This window comes from uncultured Pseudomonas sp., from assembly GCF_913777995.1.
Taxonomy (GTDB): domain Bacteria; phylum Pseudomonadota; class Gammaproteobacteria; order Pseudomonadales; family Pseudomonadaceae; genus Aquipseudomonas.
Map to the genome: position 1 here is coordinate 1 of NZ_CAJYVE010000027.1, position 23429 is coordinate 23429.

Below are 23429 nucleotides of genomic sequence, written 5' to 3' on the forward strand. Positions count from 1 at the left end.
TCGACCGAAGCCTTAGTCATGCTGGCTCGCAAGCTTGCCCGAGTGGCGTTCGCTCTGTTGAAAAACCAGAGCGAATACCAAACGAAGATGGTTTGAAGGCTTCCCTAAAACCATAGAATCTCCCACAAGCAGAGCGCGCCTGACCGCCCCGTATCGCGGCCGAGGTCGCTCTCTGCAAGCCGCCTGATGCCTCAGAACAGCCGCTCGACCTGCGCCGGCGTACGGCGCATCAGCACCTTGCCGTGGCGCACCGAGACCAGCGCATGGCCCTGGGTGCGGACCATTTCATAGTCATCCGGTGCCGAGAGCAACAACAGGTTGGCCGGACGCCCGACTTCCAGACCGTAGCCCTCGCCCAGATTCAAGGCGCGTGCACTGTTGTCGGTGATCAGGTCCAGGCCGCGTTGCAGGTCTTCGTAGCCGAGCATGTGGCAGATGTGCAGGCCGGCTTCGAGGATGCGCAGGATGTTGCCGTTACCCAGCGGGTACCAGGGGTCGACGATGGAGTCCTGACCGAAGCACACGTTCATGCCGGCCCGATCCAGCTCGGCCACACGAGTCACGCCGCGACGCTTGGGATAGGTGTCGAAGCGGCCCTGCAGGTGAATGCTCTCGGTCGGGCAGGAAATGAAGTTGATCCCGGAGCGCTTGAGCAGGCGGAACAGCTTGGAGCAATAGGCGTTGTCGTAGGAGCCCATGGCTACGGTGTGGCTGGCGCTCACCAGAGCGCCCATGTCGCGCACCCGTGCCTCTTCGGCAAGCACTTCCAGGAAGCGTGACTGCGGGTCGTCGGTCTCGTCGCAATGCACGTCCACCAGGCAGCCGGTACGCTCGGCCAGGTCCATGAGGAACTTCACCGAGGAAACGCCCTGGTCGCGCGTGTTCTCGAAGTGCGGGATGCCCCCCACCACATCGGCGCCCATGGCCACGGCCTCGGCCATCAGGGCACGACCGTTGGGGTACGACTCGATGCCTTCCTGAGGGAAAGCGACGATCTGCAAGTCGACCAGGTGGCGGGTTTGCTCACGCACTTCGACCATGGCCTTGAGCGCGGTGAGCTTGGGGTCGGTGACATCGACATGGGTGCGCACATGCTGGATGCCGTGGTCGACCAGCATGCCGATGGTCTTGGTCGCACGCTGCTTGATGTCGTCGTGAGTGGTCAGCGCCTTGCGCTCGGCCCAGCGCTCGATGCCTTCGAACAGCGTGCCGCTCATGTTCCACTTCGGCTCGCCGGCGGTCAGGGTGGCGTCGAGGTGAATGTGGGGTTCGACGAAAGGGGCGATCACCAGGTTCTGTCCGGCATCCAGGTCGCCCGACGCCGCCGGGGCCACGGTCGGCTGCGCGACGATGGCGGCAATGCGTTCGCCGGCCAGTTCGATGCGGTGCAGGCCGGGCTTGCCGCGCAGGCGGGCGTTGATGATGTTCATCGGGTGTACTCCTGTTCATGCACTTCGGTCATGCGCCATATCAGTAAGGCGACCGAAGCATTCATACGAAAAAGCGGGTCGTCGAGCGATTGTCCGCTCAGTTGTTCGATGCGTTGCAAGCGCTGATTGAGGGTGTTGCGGTGCAGGCCCAGCTGCTGGGCGGCTTTCAGGGCGTTGCCGTTGGCCTTGAGCAGCACGTCGAGGGTATGCACCAGGGCATGCGGATGCTTGCGTCGTGGCTCGATCAGCGCGCCCAGGGTCTGGGTGACGAAGGTGTCGATCAGGCTGCGGTCAGTGATGCCTTGCAGCAGGCGCAGCACACCCAGTTCGCTGAAATCGCACAGGCCACTGGCCGGGCGCAGCTGCTGGGCCACGTCCAGTGCCTGGCGCGCCTCGTTGAGGGCGCGGCGGTACTGGGTGCAGTCTTCGACATGGCTGGACAGCCCCATGAACAGCTCCATTTCCTCGGCCAGGGTGTGCAACGTCCGGTGCAATTGAGCTAGGGTGGCGGGCCAGCCTGGCGCCTCGACCAGCAGCAGCACGAAAAGATCGCCCGGCAACTGTACCAGCAGTGCGCCGGGGTGTTCGCGGCACCAGCTTTCCAGGCGTTCCTCCAGGACCTGGCGCAGGGCCTGCCAGCGTCGCTCGCCCTGCTCCGCGCCATGGCGTTCGAACCAGCCCGGCGCTGCCGCCAGACGCAACGCGGCCAGGCGCCGCGGCTTGTCCAGCCCCAGTTGCAGGTGTGCGGCGCGCTGCCGGGCAATGGCCAGGCTGGGATAATCGCCGGTCAGCAACTGGCCCAGTACGTCGTCCCGCGAGCGACGCACTTGCGCCATCTCGATCAGCGCCGTGCCGATCACATGGGTGACCACGACCATCTTCAACAGATACGGCTGTTCGATCAGCGGCAGGCCCAACTGTTCGGCGCGGGCGATGACCGATGCAGGAATGCTGGCCAGGAAACTGCCGCCAGTGAGGATCACCAGCCCGGCGATGCCCACCGCGTGGCCGTCTTCCACCAGGCTGAGCAGGTTGGCCTCGCCACGCGGGTGGTTGATGCCGGTAATGAACACCAGTTCACCGCCCATCACCCATTCGGCAATACCCTCGTTCTCGGCCACGTACAGCCAGCGCACCCGGCGTTGCAGGCCGCTGGCACCGGCACGCAGGGTCATCTCCTGCAGGCCGGGCAAGGCGAGGATTTCGGCCAGGCTCAGACTCACTGCGCCGCCTCGGTGGCCTGGGCCTGGCGGCGACCGCTGAGCTGCAGCAGCACGATGTAGCACAGCGCCGAGGTGGCGATGCCCACCAGCGGGGCGACCCACGGCGACAGGCAGGCCAGCAGCGCACCGGCGGCATAGGCCAGCAGCCCCAGCAGGTTGTAGCGCGGCAGGCGCACGCTGGCCAGGGTCGGGTACTGACCACGATGGCGGTACCAGAAGTCGGCCATGATCACCCCGCCCACCGGCGGAATGATCGACCCCAGCAGCACCAGGAACGGAATGAGCATTTCATACATGCCACCAATGGCCAGCACGATGCCCACTGCTGCGGCCACCAGCGTCGCAGTGCGCCGGCGTTCGCTGCGCAGTAGGTGGCAGCTGGCGGCGGCGACGTTGTAGATGGTCGGGCCCTGGATGGTCCACAGGTTCAGGCACAGCATCACCACGGCGGCGAACGACAGGCCCTGGAGGATCATCACTTCGACGATATCGGCCTGCTGGTAGACCATCGCGCACCAGGCGCCGGCCACCACCATCAGGCCGTTGCCGACCAGAAAGCTGACCACGCTGGCTGCCACGGCCACCCGACCGCTGCGCGACAGGCGTGTCCAGTTGGTGGCCTGGGTGGCGCCGCTGGCGAAGGTGCCGAAGACCATGGTCACCGCCGCCGAAAAGGTCATGCTTTCATGCGGAACCACGGCAAGCAGGCCACTCAGGCCACCGGCCTGGCGGGTGGCGATGACCATCGACACCACCAGCAGCACGAACATCAGCGGCACCGAGACCCGCGACAGCAGGTCCAGACCCTTGAAGCCGACGATCGCCGTGAGGCTGAAGCCCAGGCCGAACAGCACCATCAGCGGCACCGTGAAACCTGACGCCAGGCCGAGGATCTTTACCAGCACGATGGCCACCGTAGCGGTGCCCCAGGCGTACCAGCCCAGCTCGGCGAAACCGAGCAGGAAGTCAGAGAGGCGGCTGCCGGACTCGCCGAAGCAGAAACGCCCCATCAGTACCGTGTTCAGGCCACTGCGCGACGCGATCAGCGCCAGGGCAGCCGCATACAAGGCCAGCAGACTGTTGCCGATGGCTGCGATCCACAGCATGTCGGTGAAATCGAAGGCCATGCCCAGCTTGCCACCGGCGAACATGGTGCCGGTGAAGAAGGTGAAGCTGAACAGCACCATGGCGATGGGCATGAAGCCCTTGCGCGCATGCTGGGGCGCTTCAGAGAGAGGAAACTCGTCGTGTGTACTCATGGGCCAGGCTCCAGGATGGGGATACCCAGCCCTTGAGCAATCGCCAGGCCAGTTTTGAGCAGACGCGAACGCGGCCTGAAAGCAGGCGAAACGACCATTCAAAGCTGTACAGACTGCACATTTTTACCTGCCGACAGAGCGGTTTTTATGTGCGCGCTGCCTCGTATCGAGGCAGCCGCGCACCATCGCGGCACACCGAATCAGACCGCCCTGGCCTGGACAAGATCGAAGAGTTTCATCCCGGCCAGCAGCGCAGCCATGAACAGCCAGGCCTGCCAGTGACCGCCCGGCAGCAGGACCAGGGCCGGGCCGGGACACAGCCCGGCCAGCCCCCAGCCGACACCGAACAGCAGGCTGCCACCCATCAGGCGCCGGTCCAGGCCACGGCGCTCTGGCAGGTGCAAGGGACCGTCGAGCAAGGGTCGACCACGGCGGCGGATCCAGGTCATCGGCCCGATCAGTGCGGCGAGTGCCCCCGCCATGACCAGCGCCAGCGAAGGGTCCCAGGCCCCGGCCAAGTCGAGAAACGCCAGGACCTTGGCCGGGTCGGCCATGCCCGCCAGCAACAGGCCGGTGCCGAACAGCAGCCCGGCGATGAAACCGGTGAGTGCACGCATGTCAGAACCCACCCAGCACGTGGCGCAGGATGAATACCGTGGCGAAGCCGCTGGCCATGAAGCACAGCGTGGCCACCAGCGAGCGCCCGGACAACCGCGACAGGCCACACACACCATGGCCGCTGGTGCAGCCGCTGCCATAGCGGGTGCCCAGGCCGACCAGCAAGCCGGCCACCATCAGGACCAGGGGACCTGCCGTCACATGGGGCTGGGGTGGCAGCGCCACCCAGCCCCAGAGCAGCGGCGCGGCCAACAGGCCCAGCAGGAAGGCCAACTTCTCGCCCCAGCCAGGCTCGCCGCGCTTGAAGACCGCCGCCAGCAGGCCGCTGATACCGGCAACACGCCCATTGGCGACCACGAACAGCGCCGCGCCCAGGCCGATCAGCACCCCACCGGCCAGCGCCGGGCCGGGGGTGAATGCCAGTGCATCGAAAGTCATGAAGTCGTCTCCCGTGAGGAAATACCACCGCCGCAGTGTACGGCCACGCCACGCTGGCTGATATCCCGTGGCCATACAATTGGTCGGCGCGGGGTTGACCGATCTCGACGATGAGACAAATACTGTATGTAGATACAGTATTTTCTGGCCTACCCTCATGCCCGCAGTCGTTTCTCTCAACAGCCTCCTCGACACCCGCCGTATCTGGCGCGGCCAGTCCATGCCAGTGAACGCCCCCAGCAACCCCGCCACCGGCCACGCGGCCCTGGACCGTGCCCTGCCCGGCGGCGGTTGGCCGGCAGCAGCGCTCAGCGAGATTCTCGTGGCGGCCCAGGGCATCGGCGAGCTGGGCCTGTTGTGGCCGACCCTGGCACGTCTCACGGCACGCGCCGAGCGGGTGCTGCTGGTCGGCCCGCCGCACCTGCCCTACCCCCGTGCCTGGGCGGCAGCGCAGGTCGACCTGCGCTACCTGAGCATCATCCAGGCCGAGGGCCGCGATGCCTTGTGGGCCGCCGAGCAGAGCCTGCGCTCGGGCAGTTGCGGCGCGGTGCTGTGCTGGTTGCAACAGGCCGACGACCGTGCCCTGCGACGCCTGCAAGTGGCAGCGGAAAGCGGCCAGACTTTGGCGTTCGCCTACCGCCCCCTGCATGAAGCACGCAACCCTTCGCCGGCCGCGCTGCGTCTGGCCCTGGAGAGCAACCCGGCGCAACTGCGAGTGCTTAAGTGCCGGGGCGGGCTGGCCGCGCAGCAGCCCATCGCCATGGGCTGGCAGTGACATGGCGATGCTCTGGGCCTGCATCCTGCTGCCCCAGTTGGCCATGGACGCCGTGTTGCGCCAGCGTGACGACCCCGCTCAGCCTCTGGTGTTGCTGAGCGGGCCGGCGCAACGCCGGGTGTTGCAAGCGGTGAATCCGGCGGCCCGCGCCCTGGGCTTGCGGCCGGGGCAGTCGCTGACCGCCGCGCAGACCCTGGCCAGCGGTTTCGCGACGGCCGATTACGACAACGCGCAGCTCGAGCGCTGCCAGCAGTTCCTGGCAGCCTGGGCCTATGGCTTCAGTGCCCAGGTCAGCCTGCATTACCCACGTTGCCTGCTGCTGGAAGTGCAATCCAGCCTGGGGCTGTTCGGCCCCTGGCCACGCCTCGAAGCGCGGTTGCGTAGCGAGTTGCGCGAACTGGGTTTTGCCCATCGCATCACCGCTGCCCCCAACCCGGCCGCTGCACGGGTGCTGGCCAATGCCCGCGACGGCCTGGCGGTGTTCGATACCGCGCAGTTGCGACCGCTGTTGCGCAGCTTACCGGTGGAGCGCGCCGGCCTGCCGGCAGAAACCGCCAATGCCCTGGCGCGCATGGGGCTGCGCCAGTTGCAGCAGGTCATGGACCTGCCGCGCAGCAGCCTGGCGCGGCGCTTTCCCGAACAGCTGCTGGTGCAACTCGATCGCCTGCTTGGCCAGCGGGCCATGGCCCTGGACTTCTACACGCCACCGGATGTCTTCGATGTACGCCTCGAGCTGAACTTCGAGGTGGAATCGCACCAGGCGCTGCTGTTTCCACTGCGTCGCCTGACCGCTGACCTGGCCGCTTGGCTGGCGGGGCGCGACTGTGGCGTGCAGCGCTTCGTGCTGTACCTGCAACACCGTGCCTTGCCCGACAGCCAGGTGCCGGTCGGTCTGCTCAGTGCCGAGCGTGACGCTGGCATGCTCTTCGAACTGAGCCGCGGCCGCCTGGAGAACCTGCAACTCGCAGCACCGGTGCTGGCGGTGCGACTGCTGGCCGACCAAGTGCCGGCCTTCACCCCGCAGCATCAGCCGCTGTTCAACGAGCGCCCGCAGCAATCGCAGCCTTGGGAACAGCTGCGCGAACGCCTGCGTGCCCGCCTGGGCGATGCGGCGGTGTACGAACTGCAGCATCGCGCCGACCACCGCCCGGAGCGGTCCTGGAGCCAGGACCCCGTGGCCGCCCCCTCACCCGCCAGCGCGCCACGCCCCGGTTGGCTACTGGCGGTTCCCGAACCTTGGCCGCAGGCCGCCCTTGAGGTACTGGCCGGGCCGGAACGCATCGAGTCCGGCTGGTGGGACGGCGACGATGTGCGTCGCGACTACTACGTGGTGCGTACCCCGGCCGGGCAGCGTGGCTGGGCCTATCGCGAGGCTGGCCGCGACGGCCCCTGGCAGGTGCAGGGCTGGTTCGCATGAGCGGCTACGCCGAACTGCACTGCCTGTCGAACTTCAGCTTCCAGCGCGGTGCGTCGAGTGCCCAGGAGTTGTTCGAACGCGCCGCGCAACTGGGCTATACCGCCCTGGCGATCACCGACGAGTGCTCGCTGGCCGGCATCGTGCGCGCCTGGCAGGCCGCCAAGGCCGCCGGGGTGCGGCTGCTCACCGGCATCGAGGTCAACCTCGCCGGAGGTCCCAAGCTGGTGCTGCTGGCCGAACACCTGGCGGGCTACCAACGCCTCTGCGCCCTGGTGACCCTGGCCCGCCGGCGCAGCCGCAAGGGCTGCTACGCCTTGGCCCAGGCCGATCTGCAAGGCCCGCATGACGGCGTACTGGCCTTGTGGGTGCCAGAAGCCGACGCGGCCGGCGAGGTCCAGGACGCCCAGGGTGTCTGGGTCGCCGAGCAGTTCGCCGGGCGCTGCTGGCTGGCCGTGGAGCTGCACCAGGGCGCGGACGATGCGCAACGCCTCGCTCGTCTGCAGGCCCTCGGCCAGCGCCTGGGCATGCCGCTGGTAGCGGCCGGCGACGTGCACATGCATGTACGGGGCCGTCGCGCCCTGCAGGACACCCTCACCGCCATCCGCCACCACTGCACGGTCGACGAAGCCGGTTATCACCTGTTTGCCAATGGCGAACGGCATCTGCGGCCCCTCCCGGTGTTGCAGGGCCTTTACCCGCCTGAACTGCTGGCAGAATCGCTGAACATCGCCGCCCGCTGCCATTTCGAGCTGGACCAGTTGCGCTACCAGTACCCCCATGAAGTGGTGCCCAGCGGCCATACCCCGAGTGGCTGGCTGCGTGAGCTGACCGAGCGCGGCTGCCGCTGGCGCTGGCCACAGGGCATGCCGGACAAGGTGCGCACGCAGATCGAGGCGGAACTGAGCCTGATTGCCGAGCTGGGCTACGAGAGCTATTTCCTCACCGTGCACGACATCGTGCAGTTCGCTCGTGACCAGAAAATCCTCTGCCAGGGCCGTGGCTCGGCGGCCAACTCGGCGGTGTGCTTCGCCCTGGGCATCACCGAACTGGACCCCACGCGCATGGACATGCTGTTCGAGCGCTTCATCTCCCGCGAGCGCAACGAACCGCCGGACATCGACGTCGACTTCGAGCACGAACGGCGCGAAGAGGTGATCCAGTACGTGTTCAGGCGCTACGGCCGGGAGCGGGCCGCCCTGACCGCTGTGGCCAGCACCTATCACGTCACCGGCGCGATTCGCGATGTCGCCAAGGCCCTGGGCTGGCCGCCCGATCAGATCAACACCCTGGCCGGCTGTTGCAGCCGCTGGAGCGACCGCCTGCCCGCGGTGGAGCGCCTGATCGAGGCCGGCTTCGATCCGCAGAACCGCCAGGTGCGCATGGTCCTGGCGCTGACCGAGCAACTGATCGGCTTTCCCCGCCACCTGTCGCAGCACCCCGGCGGCTTCGTGATTTCCGAGCACCCGCTGAGCACCCTGGTGCCGGTGGAAAACGCCGCCATGCCCGACCGCACCATCATCCAGTGGGACAAGGACGACATCGATGCCGTGGGCCTGATGAAGGTCGATGTGCTGGCCCTGGGCATGCTCAGCGCGGTGCGCCGCTGCCTGGCGCTGTTGCAGGGGCAGGGTCGGGGCGAACTGAGCATCGCCAGCATTCCGGCCGACGATGAAGCGACCTACGACATGATCTGCCGTGCCGACACCATCGGGGTGTTCCAGATCGAGTCACGGGCGCAGATGGCCATGCTGCCGCGCCTGAAACCGCGCGAGTTCTATGACCTGGTCGTGCAGGTAGCCATCGTTCGCCCCGGTCCTATCCAGGGCAACATGGTGCACCCTTACCTGCAACGGCGTGCCGATAAGAGTCTCGTCAATTACCCCAGCGATGAACTCAGAGAAGTGTTCGCGCGCACCCTGGGCGTGCCGCTGTTTCAGGAACAGGTGATGAAAGTCGCCATCGTCGCCGCCGGCTACAGCCCAGGCGAAGCCGACCAACTGCGACGCTGCATGGCCGCCTGGAAACGCCATGGCGGTCTGGAACCGCATCGCGAACGGCTGCGTACCGGCATGCTTGCCAAGGGCTATAGCGAAGAGTTCGCCGCGCAGATCTTCGAACAGATCAAGGGCTTCGGCAGCTATGGCTTTCCCGAATCCCATGCTGCCAGCTTCGCCCTGCTCACCTATGCCAGCTGCTGGCTCAAATGCCATGAACCAGCGGCCTTCGCCTGTGCGCTGATCAACAGCTGGCCAATGGGTTTCTATTCCCCTGACCAGGTGCTGCAGGACGTGCGCCAGCACAGCATCGAAGTGCGCCCGGTGGACGTCACCGCCAGCGACTGGGATTGCTCCCTGGAAGCCACCCAGGGGCCGCAACCGGCGCTGCGCCTGGGCTTGCGCATGGTCCGTGGGCTGGCCGAAGCGGTGGGCCGGCAGATTCCCGTTGCGCGGGCTGCGCAACCCTTCCACAGCATCGAGGATCTGTGTCGGCGCGCCGGGCTGGACGCCAAGGCCCGCGATTGCCTGGCCCAGGCCAATGCCCTGCAGGCCCTGGCCGGCCACCGCCATCGTGCCTTATGGGACATCGCGGCGGTGCAGCCCAGCCTGCCGCTGTTCGATACCGCGCCGGTCGAGGAACCGCTGCCGATCCCGGCCCCCAGCGTGGTGGAGAACCTGCGTGCCGACTACGCGCTGACCGGCACCACCCTCGGCCCGCACCCCCTGGCACTGCTGCGTCCGACACTCGATGCCCTGCGCGCCCGCAGTTCCAGGGAGCTGGCGTGCATCGGCAACAGCAGCCATGTCACGGTGATCGGTATCGTCACCGGCCGCCAGCGCCCCGGCACAGCCTCGGGTGTGACCTTCGTCACCCTGGAGGACGAATTCGGCATGGTCAACGTGCTGGTCTGGCGCGACCTGGCAGAGCGCTACCGAACCGCCCTGGTGCATGCCAGGCTGTTGCAGATCAAGGGGCGGCTGGAGGATCAGTCAGGTGTCCGGCATCTGATCGCCGGGCACCTGCTGGACAGGAGCGATTTGCTCGAAGGGCTGGATGTGCGCAGCCGCGACTTTCAGTGAAGGCTGCGCAGCGGGCGTTCAGGCCATGGGCACACGGGGCAGCTCGCGCTTGTGGGCGGTCTGCCGGTAGGCCTTCTCGATGATCGAACGGGCCTGATCGGACACCGCCTCGCCCATCAGGTAGGCATCGATCTCGGCATAGCTGCAACCGTAGGCGGCTTCATCCGGCTTGCCAGGGTCGAGGTCTTCCAGGTCAGCGGTGGGCGCTTTATAGACCAATCGGTCGGGAGCACCGAGAGCCTTGGCCAACTGGCGTACCTGGCCCTTGGTCAGGCCTGACAGCGGGGCTAGGTCGCAGGCACCGTCACCGAACTTGGTGAAGAAGCCCATCACGGCCTCGGCGGCGTGGTCGGTGCCGACCACCAGGCCATTACTGAAGTTGGCGATGGCGTACTGCGCGACCATGCGCGTGCGGGCCTTGACGTTGCCCTTGACGAAGTCGGTCTGCGCGGCGCTGGGCTGCAGGCCGTCAAGCCGGATCGAGTCCATCAGGCCGTCGACCGCTGCGGTGATGTTGCTGCTGGCGATCTGGTCTGGGGCGATGAAGTCCAGGCTGGCCTGGGCATCGCTTTCATCGGCCTGGCTGCGATACGGCAGGCGCACGGCGATGAAGCGTGCCTGGCCGCCCTGTTCGCGGATCTGCTGCACCGCCAACTGGCACAGGCGCCCGGCGGTCAGCGAGTCCACCCCGCCGCTGATACCCAGCACCAGGGTCTGGCAGCCGGAGTCCTGCAGCACCTGGCGGATGAAGGCGACGCGGCGTTCGATCTGGGCGTGCTCGCTGCCGGCCTGCCACTGGCGGTCGACACCCAGTTCACGGGCGATAGCGGTCTGGCATTGAGTGCTCATCTTTGCTTCCTCCTGCAGTTCTAACGATCTGGCACGCCGTGCGGCGCGGCCGTCATTGCAATGCGACGTTGAAGACCTGGGCGGCGTACTGCAGGAACGAGGCGTCCTCGCAGACATTCTTCACCGGGTCGTCGGAAAACTTCACCACCGGCTCGCCATGTACACGAACCAGTTTCATGACGATGCTCAGCGGCTCTACGCCGTCCACATCGCAGGCCAGGCTGGTGCCCATGCCGAAACCGACCTTGGCCTTGCCGCGCACGTGGCGCAGGATCGGCAGGCATTTCTCGAAATTCAGCCCGTCGGAGAACATCAGGTCCTTGCTGCGTGGGTCGATGCCCAGCTCGGCGTAGCGCGCCAGCACCTTGTCGGCCCAGACGATGGGGTCACCGGAGTCCTGGCGCAGGCCGTCGTAGAGCTTGGCGAAGTACAGGTCGAAGTCCTTGAGGAAAAAATCGGTGCTGATGCAGTCGGTCAGGGCAATGCCCAACCGGCCGCGGTACTCGCGCACCCAGTTCTCCAAGGCCGCACTCTGGCTCTCGCGCAGGCGCCCCAATTGCTGGTGGACCATCACCCACTGGTGAGCCATGGTGCCGATCAGCGGCAGGTCGAACTCATAAGCCAGGTGCGCGTTGCTGGTGCCGACGAACACCCCGGGGAAATCACGGCGCATGATGTCCACCACCTCGCGCTGGGCACGGAACGACAGGCGTCGGCGGGTAGAGAAGTCCGACACCCGCAGCTCGGCCAGTTCTTCCCGGCTGGCATTCTGTTCCAGCCATTCGAATTTCTGGTACAAGCGGCGAGTCACGTCGGCCAGTTCGACATCCGGGTATTTGTCGCGGTTGCGCAGCTCGCTGACCATGGCCAGCACGGGTTGCTCGAACATGATGCAGTGCAGCATCGGGCCTCGGACGCGAATCTGCAGTTGGCCCTCTACCTCCGCAACATGGATGTAGCGCAGGTTGAAGCGGAACAGGCCGAGAAACTGTTCGAAATCCGGAGTCAGGTATTCGCGAAAGCGCCGGTTGAACAGAAAACGCTGCTCGCCTTCACGCAGTTGCAGGTCGGCCAGGCGTTCCAGTTCCTGGCGGATCTCGGGAATCAGGTGGCCGAGCTTTTCCCGCGAGCGGACGATGAACAGGTACTCCACATCGACGTTGGGGTGCTGGTGCAGCACCGCCTGCATCATGGTGAAGGTGTAGTAGTCGGTGTCCAGCAGGCTCTGGATCACCCCGGTGTCACGATCGAATGCACTGTCCATGTTCATGCTCCTCATTGGCCGGCCAGTTGGCGGGTCTGTTCACGGTCGGCGGCAACCTGGATGCCTGCCTGGCGCATTTCGGCAATTGCCGCGTGTGCGCCCTCTTCGCTGATCGCCCGGCAGGCTGGCAGGTGCACGATGACCCGAAAGCCCGCTGCCGCCAGTTGCAGGGCGGTGGTCTTGACGCAGAAGTCCAGGGCCAGGCCGCCGACGATCACTTGGGTCACGCTGCGGCTGGCCAGGTATTCGGCCACGCCGGTGGACAGCTTGCCGTCCAGGTCGTGGTACAGCGCGCCATAGGGGTGCAGGTCCGGCTCCACGCCCTTCCACACGAAGTAGTCGTAGTCACAGGGTGCTGGCAGCTCGTCCAGCAGGGTGAACCCTTCGGTGCCCGGTACGCAGTGGCTGACCCAGGTCAGGTCGGCTTGCGGCAGGCCGGTGGGCTTGAGCATCTGCTCATGCCCGGCCACCACCCAGGGAGCCTTGGGGCTGTGCGCGTCCTTGCTGCCCACCCGCACGCCGGCCAGGCTGGCGATGAAGTTGAGTTCGGCGCCGATCTGCTCACCGCCGGCCACCGGCAGTTCATCCGGGCAAAGCGGGGTGAAGCCTTTCTGTGCATCGACGTCGAAGGATGCGATATTGCCAAGCGATGAGTTCATGTCGTGTACCTCCGTTGCGTGAGACGAAAGGTACATGTCGTGTACTTACGATGCAAGCTTTTTCTCGGCCCGCTGAAAAATCCCTAATTTATTAGCCATGAATGCAGCTGCGAGCTCGTTGAGAGGCCGCCCTTCCCTGCGCGAAGCTTATGCTATAAGGTACACGACATGTACTTTATGGAGGTGCGTGATGATCGAAGTGGCTGTATACGGCGGAGCCTTCGACCCGCCACATGCCGGGCATGCCCGCGTGATGATCGAAGCGTCGCGCCAGGCGCGGCAGGTGTGGGTGGTGCCCAGCTTCCGGCATGCCGATGGCAAGCGCATGGCTGACTTCGATCTGCGCCTGGGCTGGTTGCATGACGTGGTCGCGAGCATTCGCCCGCTGTGTGCGGCGCCGGTACGGGTCAGTGGCATCGAGCGGGAGCTGGCGCAGTTGCAGCCCGGTCCTGTGTACAGCTACACCCTGCTCGAACGCCTGGCGACGCGTCTGGGTATCGCCGATCGGCAGCTGGCCCTGGTCACCGGGCCGGATGTGCTGGAACGCCTGCCGCAGTTTCATCGCGGCGCGGCGTTGCTGGAGCGCTTCGCGGTGATCACCATCGACGAACAACTGGACGTGCGCAGCAGCAGCCTGCGCCAGCGCCTGCAGCAGGGCCTGGCGCTACCACAGCAGTGGCTGGCCCCAGGGCTGGATCCGCTAAACTACCGCCACTACGCCGTTCACGGAACCTGACATGCAAGACCGCACCACCCCACGCGCCGCCTACCTGCACACCATCGACCTCTGCGTGCTGCATTACTGCCGCCAGACCCAGAGCCTGCAGATTCTGCTCAACCAGCGTGACAACGAGCCGTTCGCCAGGCACTGGGCGCTGCCCGGTATCGTGGTCAACGGCGACGTCGAAGACCGTACCCTGGAAGACGCCGTCGAGCGCCTGCGCCGCTCGCCCAAGGTCGACATGCCTCTGGCCTGGCTCGAACAGGTCGGCACGGTGGGCGATGCCTTTCGCGACCCGCGCTGCTGGTCCTCCTCGACCTTCTACCTGGCAATTCTCAGCGAGCCCTGCGAGCCGGCGGCGCACCAGCGCTTCGTGCCGCTGCTGGAGGTCGCCAGCGGCGCCTACAAGCTGCCGTTCGACCACAACCTCCTGGCGGCCCGCGCCCAGGAACGGTTGCTGTCCAAGTCGCTGTACAGCAGCCTGCCGCTGATGTTCCTCGGCACCGAGTTCAGCGCCCCGGAAGCCGTGACGATCTTCTCCCTGGTGCTGCAACGCCCAGTGCTCAAGACCAGTATCCGCCAGCGCCTGCTGAAGATGAGCGAGGCTGGCTATCTGCGCGAGTCGGGGCGCAAGAAACAGGGCGACGGCGGCCGCCCGCAGGCGACCCTGGAAAGCCTCAGGCCAGGCAACCTCTACCTGTTCGACCGCAGCTTCCTGGATTAGCCGCAATACGGGTCAGTTAGCCCGGGTAAGCGGCTTCGGCCGCGAAGCGACCGCATGTTCACAACAGATGCAGTGAATTTTCTGGCGCTTTCGCGGCCGCTCCTACAGGGTGAAGCCGATCAGTTCATGCACTCGCGCCGCCAGGGCTTCGGTGGTGAAGGGCTTGGCCAGCACCAGGCGCTCAGGCCCCAGGTCGCCCTGGCCGATCACCATGGTTTCAGCGTAGCCGGTGACGAACAGCGTCTTGAGGCCCGGGCGCATCTCCCGCCCGGCATCGGCCAGTTGCCGGCCATTCATGCCGCCGGGCAGGCCGACGTCGGTGATCAGCAGGTCGATGCGCATGTCCGAGCGCAACAGCCTGATGCCGGCCACGCTGTCGCCCGCCTCGATGATGGTGTAACCCAGCTCGCCGAGGCTGTCGGCCAGCAGCATGCGCACCGTGGGCTCGTCGTCGACGACGAGAATGATGTCGCCAGACTGCGCCTGGGAAGTGACCGCCTGCTGTGTCGTGGACTCTTCCTTGGCCACGATGTCGCCCATGTACCGCGGCAGGTAGATGCGTACCGTGGTGCCACTGCCGACCGCGGAATAGATGCGCGCCTGACCGCCGGACTGCTTGGCGAAACCGTAGATCATCGACAGCCCCAGGCCCGTGCCCTGCCCCAGGGGCTTGGTGGTGAAGAACGGGTCGAACGCCTTGGCGATCACATCCGGCGGCATGCCGCAGCCGGTGTCGGTGACGCTCAGGGCCACATAGTCACCAGAAGGAATCTCGTAGGCCATCGCCGACGAAGGGTCCATGCGCCGGTTGGCGGTCTCGATGCTGATGCGCCCGCCGCCGGGCATGGCGTCGCGAGCGTTGATGCACAGGTTGAGCAAGGCGTTTTCCAGCTGGCTGACATCCACCAGGGTCGGCCACAGCGGTTCGCAGCAGCGGGTCCCCACGTCGATACCCGGACCGACGGTGCGCTGCACCATTTCCGCCAGCCCGGCGACCAGCATGTTGACGTCCGTGGGCCGCGGGTCGAGGGTCTGACGCCGCGAGAAGGCCAGCAGGCGATGGGTCAGCGACGCCGCCCGACGCGCGGCACCCTGGGCCGCCGACATGTATTTGCCGATGTCCTTCAAGCGCCCCTGGGCAATGCGTTTGTCGATCAATTCCAGCGCGCCGGAGATACCGGCCAGCAGGTTGTTGAAGTCGTGGGCCAAGCCGCCAGTCAACTGCCCTACCGCTTCCATCTTCTGCGACTGGCGCAGTTTTTCTTCGGCCTGCATCAGCTCGGCGGTACGCTCGGCGACGCGCGCCTCCAAGGTATCGTTCATCGCCCACAAGGCCGCCGTGGCTCGGTCGCGTTCGGCCTCCACGGCACGGCGCTCCTGCACATCGATCAGTACCCCGGGAAAGGTCAGTGGCCGACCTTCGTCGTCGTGATTGACCCGGCCGTTGGCCTCGATCCAGTAATACTTGCCGTCCAGGCGTCTTACCCGGTACTGGTGCGCATAGGCGCCGCCACGCGCCACGACTTCGTCGATGGCGTCGATCAGCCCCTGTTTGTCATCGGGGTGTACGGTCTGGATCACCTGCTCCAGGCTCAGCCCGACGCGCCCCAGCGCCGGGTCCAGGCCAAACGCGCGGGCGAAGCCCTCGTCGACGCTGAAGGCGTCCAGCGGCAGGTTCCAGTGCCAGGTGCCGATGATGGCTCCAGCCGACAGCGCCAGCTGCACGCGCTCGACGCTTTCGATGGCCAGCGCCTCGCTGACCCGCAGGCGTTCTTCGGCGTTGCGCCGCTCGGTGACATCGCTGAAGAAAATGCCGATCTGCCGATCGGCCGGGTCGCCGACCCGCACCGCCCGCACATCGAACCAGCGGCCAAAGGCCTCGGCATAGCTTTCGAAACTCGCCGGCTCGCCGGTCAGCGCCACCCGCCCGTAGTTCTCGAACCACACGGCTTCGAGGTTCGGCGCAAACTCGGTGACCCACTTGCCCTGCAGGTCGACACCGGCCTGGCGGGCGAAGGCCGCGTTGACCTCGACGAAGCGGTAGTCCACCGGCAGCTCGTCGGCATCGAACCTGACCTGCACGATGGCAAACGCGGTGGCGATGGTTTCCAGAATGGTGCGGTAGCGCTCCTGGCTGTCGAGCAGGGCCTTTTCCGTGCGGCGCATCTCGCTCAGGTCGAGCATCGCGCCGATCATCCGCGTGGCCTGCCCTTCGGCATTGCGAATCACATGGCCACGATCAAACACTTCAGCATAGGAATCGTCGGCGCGGCGGAAGCGGTATTCGTCGGTCCAGGCGGTGCCGCTGCCGTCGATCACCGCGTGGATGGAATCATGGATGCGCTGGCGGTCATCGGGGTGGATCTGCGCGATCCACCAGTCACCGGTCATGTCCGAGGCTTTCAGGCAATGGCCATAGGCGTCCTGCAAGGCATCGTTCCACTGCACATGGTTGGCCTTCAGGTCCCAGTCCCAGATCGCGTCGTTGGTGGCCTTGGCGACCAGGCGATAACGCTCCTGGGTTTCGAGGATCTCCTGGTGCGCCTGGCAAGCATGGACAGCCGCATTGGCCGGGGGCGGCCCGGCTGCCGCAGGATCCAGGCCGACGGCCGCCACCACCCCCTGCAGCCGTGCGATCTCGGCCAGCAGTTGTTCACGGGTCAGGTTTTCCAGGATGGCCACCACTGAGAGAAATGAAGTAGGCCCGGACATGACACGGGCTGAATGGGAGGAGCGGTGAACAGGTGCGCGTATCAGAGCACATTTATCGTCCAGCGCCCATGACAATCATGGCCAGTTGACCTCAGGCACGAGGCGTGGTCGCAGCGCCCACGCTATGTATAATCCGCCGCCCTTCATAACAAACGATTGTCCATGACCAGATTGTTACTTTCCTTTGCCCTCGCCTTTTCATTCATCAGCCCTGCCCTGGCGGCGCCTCCGGCCAGCTTCGACGACGCCAAGGTGGTGGCCCGGGAAAAGATCTACAACGACCAGACCCACAGTGCCCTTGGCGAGCTGTACTGCGGCTGCCAATGGGAGTGGGTCGGGCGTTCCGGTGGGCGGCTCGACAAACGCTCGTGCGGCTACCAGACCCGCAAGCAGGAAGAGCGTGCGCAGCGCACTGAGTGGGAGCACATCGTGCCGGCCTGGACCTTCGGCCATCAGCGCCAGTGCTGGCAGAAAGGGGGACGCTCGTTCTGCGAAAAGGACGATCCGGTGTTCAACGCCATGGAAGCCAACCTGTTCAACCTCTACCCGGCGGTGGGCGAAGTGAACGGCGATCGCAGCAACTTCAGCTACGGCATGGTCGCCAGTAACGCGCCGCAGTACGGCCAGTGCAAGACCAAGGTGGATTTCAGCGAAGAAGTCGCCGAACCGCGTGACGAGGTAAAAGGCATGGTCGCCCGCACCACCTTCTACATGTTCGATCGCTACGGCTTGAACATGTCGCGCCAACAGCAGCAGCTGCTCATGGCCTGGAACAAGCAGTACCCGGTAAGCGCCTGGGAGAAACAGCGTGACCAACGCATCGCCGCGATCATGGGTCACCACAACCCCTTCGTCACCGGCCAGCGTACCTGGACCCTGGACTACAAGCCGGTGGGTGACGGACTGGTCAGCCCCGTGCCGACCAAGACGGCCAAGGCCGCACCGGCGGCCAGTGGCGCGATCATCGGCAATCGCAACAGCCAGCTGTATCACCTGCCCAGTGGCTGCCCCGGCTACAGCCAGGTGTCAGCAAAGAACCAGGTGAGCTTCGCCAGTGAAGCCGAAGCCCAGGCGGCGGGCTACAAGAAGGCCGGCAACTGCCGCTGAGCCGTGGTTCATGACCGAGCGCTGCGTGCCCCACGGCGGCAGCGCTCGGAGCAGTAACGCACCTCATCCCAACAGCGCGCCCAGCGCTTGCGCCAGGTGAACGGCAGGCCGCAGACCACGCAGGTTTTCTGCGGCAGGTCGGCTTTCTTCGGGCGCTTTTCCTTCACAGTGCCTCGCCGGCATCCAGCCGGGCCAGTAAGTCCTCCCCACGCTGCCACAGCGCCGCTCGGCGCTCTTCGCTCATGCCTTGCAGGTTGCGATAGGTCAGGGTCATGCGCGGGTTGCCGGACAACGGTTCGCGGTGGCGCATCAGGAAGTGCCAGTACAGGGCATTGAACGGGCAGGCATCTTCTTCCACTGCACGGTCCACCCGGTATTCGCAGTGCCGGCAGTGGTCGGACATGCGCTGGATGTACTTGCCACTGGCGCAATACGGTTTGGAACCCAGGTAGCCACCATCGGCGTGCATGACCATGCCCAGGGTATTGGGCAGCTCCACCCAGTCGAAGGCATCCATGTACACCGCCAGGTACCACTCGCAGATCGCCGGCGGCGCGATGCCGGCCAACAAGGCGAAATTGCCGGTGACCATCAGCCGTTGGATGTGGTGCGCGTAGCCCAGCTCCAGCGTCTGACCGACGGCCTGGGCCATGCAGCGCATGCGGGTGTGCCCGGTCCAGTAAAAGCCTGGCAGCGCGCGCCGGTTACCGAAGGCATTGAGTCCGGCGTAATCGGGCATGCACAACCAGTAGATGCCCCGCACGTATTCGCGCCAGCCGATCAACTGGCGAATGAAGCCCTCGGCGGCATTGAGCGGAACATGACCTTGGCGATAGGCACTGTCGACATCGGCGCACAGCTCGCGCAGGTCCAGCAGGCCGATGTTCAGCGCGGCGCTGATCCGCGCATGGAACAGGTAGGGCTCGCCCTCGGCCATGGCGTCCTGGTAGTCACCGAACGCCGCCAGCGAGAACTGCAGAAAGTGCGCCCACAGCGCCTGCGCTTCGGCGTGGGTGACGGGATAGTCGAACCCTTCCAGGCGGCCGTAGTGGTCGGTGAAGCGCTCCCCCACCAGCGCGATTACCTGGCGGGTGATGGGGTCCTGGGCAAAACGCGCCGGAAACGGCCCACGCACGCCACGTGGCAGCGCCTTGCGGTTGTCGCTGTCGAAGTTCCAGGCGCCGCCCACCGGGCTGCCGTCCGGCTCCAGCAACAGCCCGCTGCGCTTGCGCATCTGCCGGTAGAACAGCTCCATGCGCAACTGCGTGCGCCCCTTGGCCCAGGCGGCAAATTCGGCGCGCGAGCATAGAAAACGCCGGTCGGCATGCCAGTGCAGGTCCAGGCCGCTGTCGCGCAGGGCCTGCTCCAGGCGCCATTCACCGCATTCGGTAACGTGCACCTGCTGCGCCTCCAGAGCGGCCTGCCAACGGTGCAGCTCACCGGCGATACTGCCGCGGTTGTGCGGGTCGTCGAGGGTCACGTAGATCACTTGCCAGCCGCGCTCACGCAACGCCTCGGCAAAATGACGCATGGCGCTGAAGATCAGCACGATTTTCTGCGGATGATGGGGGACGTAGCGCGCCTCCTCCTGCACTTCAGCGAGCAACAGAGCGTCCTGCTGCGGGTCCAGGACCTGCAGCATGTCCAGGTTGAAAGACAGTTGGTCGCCGAGCAGCAGGCCCAGTCGGCGTGCCCTCACCACTGGCGCTCCAGGTTCACCGGCAGGCGCAACGGCTCGATGGGGCCGTCACGGCGGCCACACATCTCGTCGTGTACCACGTGCTGCACCAGCACGCAGGGCAGCGGCGGCAGTTGCAGGTCATGCAGCAGGTCGCGCAGGTGGGTGGTCGAACGCAGGTGCATGACCTTGCCCTGCTCACCGTGCAAAAGCTCGCTGCCTTCGGCAGTGTGCACACGCAACAGGTAGAAACCGCCCTCCATGGAGAACAGCTCCAGCTCATTCACCTGCCCCGCCCTGGCACGCCGGGCCAATGTGGCGAGGTTCATCGGGCAGCCTGCCAAAACAGGTTATACAAGGCTTTTACTGTGAACAGGTTTTCATGTGTCATGGAAAGACCTCCAAGCGTTCAGGCAAGCCGTTTGGCCGAGTAAGACGCAATGTGCGGGTATAGACCGGGAGACAATAATTGTACAAACAAGTTTCTGCGTACAGGATTTATTGCAGATGCCGGTGCATTTTCTTCAACTTTTACGCGGCACCGACCTCCAATGCCTGAACGCGCTGAGCGCTGCGACTCTCCAGGAGGTTGAGATGAAGATGCGTACCACCCTGTTGTGTTCCTGCCTGCTGCTGACCCTGGCGGGTTGTGCCGGGTCTGGCGACGACAGCAACCAGCCGACGACCATGCAGGTCGACCTGCAGCGCTACCAGGGCACCTGGTACGAGCTGGCGCGCCTGCCGATGTTCTTCCAGCGCAAGTGCGTGCAGTCCGAGGCCCATTACGGCCTGCGTGCCGACGGCAAGATCGACGTGACCAACCGCTGCCGCGAAGAAGACGGCCAGACCAACGAGGTCCAGGGCGTCGCCGAACCGCAACAGGCCGGACGTACCGACAAGCTGTGGGTGCGCTTCGATAACTGGTTCAGCCGCCTGTTTCCCGGCCTGACCAAAGGCCAGTACTGGGTGCTGTACCACGACCAGGATTACCGCGTGGCGCTGGTCGGCCATCCGAACCGCAAGTACCTGTGGCTGCTGTCACGCACTGAAGCGGTCACCGACGAAACCCGCAACCACCTGCTGCAGATCGCCCGCGACCAGGGCTACGACACCGGCGAACTGGTGTGGCGCAAGGCTGATTGAGTCCACTCCAGCTGGACCGTACCGGCCAGGAAAACCTCAGGGCGCGGCAGGCGCCCTTGCCCGACTGGCTGAGGGAGCCGCCGGTCTTCAGGCGGACTCCCCAGCGAGCATGCGACGATGAAACGCCGGCAGTTGCTCCAGGGCATACAGGGCCGCCTGAGTCTGCAAGGCGTGGCGATCACCGAAGAAACGCCGCCGGCGGGTGAACACCGCCTGACGACCGCCATGCAGGAAGCCCCAGGCGAAACAGACCGTGCCGGCGGGTATACCGTCGACATCCTCACCGCCGCACAAGCCGGTGGTGGCGATGACCACGTTGGCCGGGCTGTCGCGTAACGCGCCAACGGCCATTTCCCGGGCCACTTCGACGCTGGTCAGGTTGAATTGCTCTACGGTATGCATGCTGACCCCAAGCAAGCGTTGCTTGGCGTGTGGCGAATAGACCACATAGCCGCTCTCCAGTATTTCTCCGCACTGCGGGACTTCGGCAAGCATGGCCACGATACGCCCGGCGGTACACGACTCGGCGGTAGTCAGGTAGAGATCATGATCCTTGAGGTAAGTAACGATCTGTTCGGGGGACATGCTGGGCTCTCTGGCGGGATACAGGCCACGCCGCCGACGAAAGAAAAATGAAACTCAGGGTCCCGGTGGCTCTCCATAGCAAAAGCTCACCGGGGTCTCCTTCATGTTAGCCAACAGTCAGCAAGGCCAGGGTTCGCCCGCGTTCGTGCTCATGCATTTCCTCGGCGGTTCGCACCGAACCTGGTCGGCCGCCGTACCCTTTCTCGACCGGCGGCATCACTGCCTGGCCCTCGATACGCCCGGTTTCGGCGACTCTGCCGAAGTGCCCGGCTACAGCGTCACGGAGATGGCCGACCGGGTCGATGAAAGTATCCGCGCCGCCGGCCTGAAGCGCTGCATCCTGGTCGGCCACTCGATGACCGGTAAGGTGGCGGTGGTGCTGGCGGCGCGTCGGCCGGATTATCTGGCCGGGTTGATTCTGGTCGCACCCTCGCCGCCTGGCCCGCAGCCTATGAGCGAGGCCGACCGCGACCGCCAGCGCGCCTATGACCGCTCACGGGAGCAGGCCGAAGCCTTCGTCGATGAGTCGAGCTTCCACCGCCTGCCCGAGGCCCTGCGTGAAGTGGCCATCGGCGATGCCCGAGAGATCAACCTTGAGGCCTGGAAAGCCTGGGTCGACCACGGTAGCCGCGAAGACTGGAGCGGGCGCATCGGCAGCCTGCCCTACCCCGTGCTGCTGGTGTGTGGCGCCGACGACCAACAGGTGCCCGGCCCGGACGAACAGGCCAGGACCACCCTGGCGCACTTCCCTGAAGGGCGTATCGAGGTGATCCAGGGTGCCGGCCACTTGATGCCGCTGCAGACGCCACAGGCGCTGGCTGCCCTGATGCTGGCGTTCGCCGCCGGACTGTGAGGCGCGGCCCTGCTCAGGTGCTCAGGTGCTCAGGCGGGGCGGCGGCGGTCCCTTCGATATAGACGATCATCTTGGCATTGCCGTCCATGATGTCGGCGCAGATTGCCTGGCGGGCCGCCGGCCCGTCGTGGTGTTGCAAGGCATGCAGCACTTCCCAGTGATGGTCCACGGCGATGTGTTCGCCGAAATTGCCGTAGGCGCGGGCAATCAACGGCCCGGTGCGCATCCACAGGCTGTCGAGGAAACCGGCCAGCAACGGCATGCAGGCGATCTCGGCCAGGGAAAAATGAAAGGCCTGGTTAAGCTTCAGCGCGGCGCCCAGGTCGTTGCTGCGGATGGCGGCGAGGTTGTCGAGGATATTGCGCTCCAGCGCCTGCAGCTGTGCATCGCCGACCCTTGCGGCGGCGGTCTCCGCTGCCAGGCCTTCGAGGGCCAGGCGGATGCTGCGGATTTCCAGGTATTGCTCCAGCGACAGCACCGGCACACGGATATCACGTGGGGTCTTGAGCACCAGGGCCTGTTCCTTGGCCAGCTTGAGAATCGCATCGCGCACGGGGGTGACGCTGGTGCCCAGTTGCTCGGCCAGGTCACGGATGCGCAGCCGGTCATCCGGCTGGAAGCGCCCGGTGATCAGCGCCTCGCGCAGCAGGCCGTAGATGCCGTTGCCCAGGTAGGCGTGGTTCAGGTCCTGAATGGGGTAATTCATCGACAGCTCGTGTAGCGGAGGGATGCCCGCCATGATCGGGGTTTCCTGCCGGGAATGCCATAGAGGATTGGCGGGGGCGACACATGACTGAAGGTGGATTCATCAGTTTTTATGACGACAATCAACTTTTTTCATCAGGTTAAGCGGAAATAGAGTGCGCTCCATCAACTGCACGACAGATCGGTGGAGCC

22 protein-coding genes and 1 pseudogene are annotated in these 23429 nt (G+C 65.5%); 9 read left to right on the forward strand and 14 right to left on the reverse strand.

Going from position 1 to position 23429, the window contains the following annotated elements; all coding sequences use genetic code 11:
- Window positions 1-96 (forward strand): annotated as a pseudogene (locus tag QZ497_RS11880) (IS110 family transposase); the annotation flags it as partial.
- A gap of 95 nt (window positions 97-191) precedes the next feature.
- Here QZ497_RS11880 and codA read toward each other — a convergent pair.
- The 5 genes from codA to QZ497_RS11905 all read right to left on the reverse strand — a co-directional run bounded on the left by codA (window position 192) and on the right by QZ497_RS11905 (window position 4968).
- Complete coding sequence (codA, locus tag QZ497_RS11885; protein WP_295474836.1) at window positions 192-1430, reverse strand: cytosine deaminase; 1239 nt, start codon at window positions 1428-1430, stop codon at window positions 192-194.
- A complete protein-coding gene (locus QZ497_RS11890; protein WP_295474839.1) occupies window positions 1427-2653 on the reverse strand; it encodes a PucR family transcriptional regulator in 1227 nt (408 codons plus the stop codon). The genes codA and QZ497_RS11890 overlap by 4 nt, the downstream gene beginning before the upstream one ends.
- Window positions 2650-3912 (reverse strand): cytosine permease, encoded by a 1263-nt coding sequence (codB, locus tag QZ497_RS11895; RefSeq protein ID WP_295474841.1) that lies wholly within the window; start codon window positions 3910-3912, stop codon window positions 2650-2652. Before codB ends, QZ497_RS11890 begins: the two co-directional genes overlap by 4 nt.
- 200 nt (window positions 3913-4112) lie before the next feature.
- A complete protein-coding gene (locus QZ497_RS11900; RefSeq protein ID WP_295474844.1) occupies window positions 4113-4529 on the reverse strand; it encodes a DUF6691 family protein in 417 nt (138 codons plus the stop codon).
- Between the two features lies 1 nt (window position 4530).
- Entirely contained in the window at window positions 4531-4968 is a 438-nt protein-coding gene (locus QZ497_RS11905; RefSeq protein ID WP_295474846.1) for a YeeE/YedE family protein, read from the reverse strand.
- Between the two features lie 157 nt (window positions 4969-5125).
- Here QZ497_RS11905 and imuA point away from each other — a divergent pair, with 157 nt between their 5' ends.
- From imuA to QZ497_RS11920, 3 genes are read left to right on the forward strand one after another with little or no spacing between them, the layout of a single operon-like run.
- Window positions 5126-5743, forward strand: coding sequence for a translesion DNA synthesis-associated protein ImuA (gene imuA / locus QZ497_RS11910; RefSeq protein ID WP_295474847.1), 618 nt, complete (start codon window positions 5126-5128; stop codon window positions 5741-5743).
- Window positions 5744-5750: 7 nt separating this feature from the next.
- Window positions 5751-7160, forward strand: coding sequence for a DNA polymerase Y family protein (locus QZ497_RS11915; RefSeq protein ID WP_295474906.1), 1410 nt, complete (start codon window positions 5751-5753; stop codon window positions 7158-7160).
- Window positions 7157-10237, forward strand: coding sequence for an error-prone DNA polymerase (locus QZ497_RS11920; protein WP_295474850.1), 3081 nt, complete (start codon window positions 7157-7159; stop codon window positions 10235-10237). The genes QZ497_RS11915 and QZ497_RS11920 overlap by 4 nt, the downstream gene beginning before the upstream one ends.
- A gap of 18 nt (window positions 10238-10255) precedes the next feature.
- On the opposite strand, the gene nadE is transcribed toward QZ497_RS11920, so the two are convergent.
- The 3 genes from nadE to QZ497_RS11935 are packed head-to-tail and all read right to left on the reverse strand — an operon-like array spanning window position 10256 to window position 13009.
- The gene (gene nadE / locus QZ497_RS11925; RefSeq protein WP_295474851.1) at window positions 10256-11086 is read right to left on the reverse strand and encodes an ammonia-dependent NAD(+) synthetase; all 831 of its coding nucleotides are present in this window, start codon (window positions 11084-11086) and stop codon (window positions 10256-10258) included.
- A gap of 52 nt (window positions 11087-11138) precedes the next feature.
- Entirely contained in the window at window positions 11139-12350 is a 1212-nt protein-coding gene (pncB, locus tag QZ497_RS11930) for a nicotinate phosphoribosyltransferase (RefSeq protein WP_295474854.1), read from the reverse strand.
- Between the two features lie 11 nt (window positions 12351-12361).
- Complete coding sequence (locus QZ497_RS11935; RefSeq protein WP_295474857.1) at window positions 12362-13009, reverse strand: nicotinamidase; 648 nt, start codon at window positions 13007-13009, stop codon at window positions 12362-12364.
- A gap of 190 nt (window positions 13010-13199) precedes the next feature.
- On the opposite strand from QZ497_RS11935, the gene QZ497_RS11940 reads away from it, so the two are divergent.
- Window positions 13200-13745, forward strand: a complete 546-nt coding sequence (locus tag QZ497_RS11940) for a cytidyltransferase (protein WP_295474860.1) — start codon at window positions 13200-13202, stop codon at window positions 13743-13745.
- A gap of 1 nt (window position 13746) precedes the next feature.
- Complete coding sequence (locus QZ497_RS11945; protein ID WP_295474863.1) at window positions 13747-14454, forward strand: NUDIX hydrolase; 708 nt, start codon at window positions 13747-13749, stop codon at window positions 14452-14454.
- A 102-nt stretch (window positions 14455-14556) separates the two neighbouring features.
- Here QZ497_RS11945 and QZ497_RS11950 read toward each other — a convergent pair whose 3' ends face one another.
- On the reverse strand, window positions 14557-17166 hold the full coding sequence (locus tag QZ497_RS11950) for a PAS domain-containing protein (RefSeq protein WP_295474865.1): 2610 nt from the start codon (window positions 17164-17166) through the stop codon (window positions 14557-14559).
- A 162-nt stretch (window positions 17167-17328) separates the two neighbouring features.
- Here QZ497_RS11950 and QZ497_RS11955 point away from each other — a divergent pair, with 162 nt between their 5' ends.
- Window positions 17329-18273, forward strand: a complete 945-nt coding sequence (locus QZ497_RS11955) for an endonuclease (protein WP_295474869.1) — start codon at window positions 17329-17331, stop codon at window positions 18271-18273.
- 8 nt (window positions 18274-18281) lie between these two features.
- Here the strand turns inward: QZ497_RS11955 and QZ497_RS11960 are convergent, their stop codons facing one another.
- From QZ497_RS11960 to QZ497_RS11970, 3 genes are read right to left on the reverse strand one after another with little or no spacing between them, the layout of a single operon-like run.
- Window positions 18282-18440 carry a DUF2256 domain-containing protein gene (locus QZ497_RS11960; RefSeq protein ID WP_295474872.1) on the reverse strand — a complete coding sequence of 53 codons (159 nt, stop codon included), beginning with the start codon at window positions 18438-18440 and terminating at the stop codon, window positions 18282-18284.
- Window positions 18437-19975: a cryptochrome/photolyase family protein gene (locus QZ497_RS11965; protein ID WP_295474874.1), complete on the reverse strand. Its 1539-nt coding sequence runs from the start codon at window positions 19973-19975 to the stop codon at window positions 18437-18439. The genes QZ497_RS11960 and QZ497_RS11965 overlap by 4 nt, the downstream gene beginning before the upstream one ends.
- The gene (locus QZ497_RS11970) at window positions 19969-20280 is read right to left on the reverse strand and encodes a DUF6482 family protein (protein WP_295474877.1); all 312 of its coding nucleotides are present in this window, start codon (window positions 20278-20280) and stop codon (window positions 19969-19971) included. The genes QZ497_RS11965 and QZ497_RS11970 overlap by 7 nt, the downstream gene beginning before the upstream one ends.
- A gap of 265 nt (window positions 20281-20545) precedes the next feature.
- On the opposite strand from QZ497_RS11970, the gene QZ497_RS11975 reads away from it, so the two are divergent.
- Window positions 20546-21094: a lipocalin family protein gene (locus QZ497_RS11975; RefSeq protein ID WP_295474882.1), complete on the forward strand. Its 549-nt coding sequence runs from the start codon at window positions 20546-20548 to the stop codon at window positions 21092-21094.
- Between the two features lie 87 nt (window positions 21095-21181).
- Here QZ497_RS11975 and QZ497_RS11980 read toward each other — a convergent pair whose 3' ends face one another.
- Window positions 21182-21679 carry a CinA family protein gene (locus QZ497_RS11980; RefSeq protein ID WP_295474885.1) on the reverse strand — a complete coding sequence of 166 codons (498 nt, stop codon included), beginning with the start codon at window positions 21677-21679 and terminating at the stop codon, window positions 21182-21184.
- Window positions 21680-21782: 103 nt separating this feature from the next.
- Between QZ497_RS11980 and QZ497_RS11985 the strand changes: the two genes are divergently transcribed.
- Window positions 21783-22532 (forward strand): alpha/beta hydrolase, encoded by a 750-nt coding sequence (locus QZ497_RS11985; RefSeq protein WP_295474887.1) that lies wholly within the window; start codon window positions 21783-21785, stop codon window positions 22530-22532.
- A 13-nt stretch (window positions 22533-22545) separates the two neighbouring features.
- On the opposite strand, the gene QZ497_RS11990 is transcribed toward QZ497_RS11985, so the two are convergent.
- Entirely contained in the window at window positions 22546-23238 is a 693-nt protein-coding gene (locus QZ497_RS11990; protein WP_295474890.1) for a GntR family transcriptional regulator, read from the reverse strand.
- Window positions 23239-23429 lie beyond the last annotated feature (191 nt).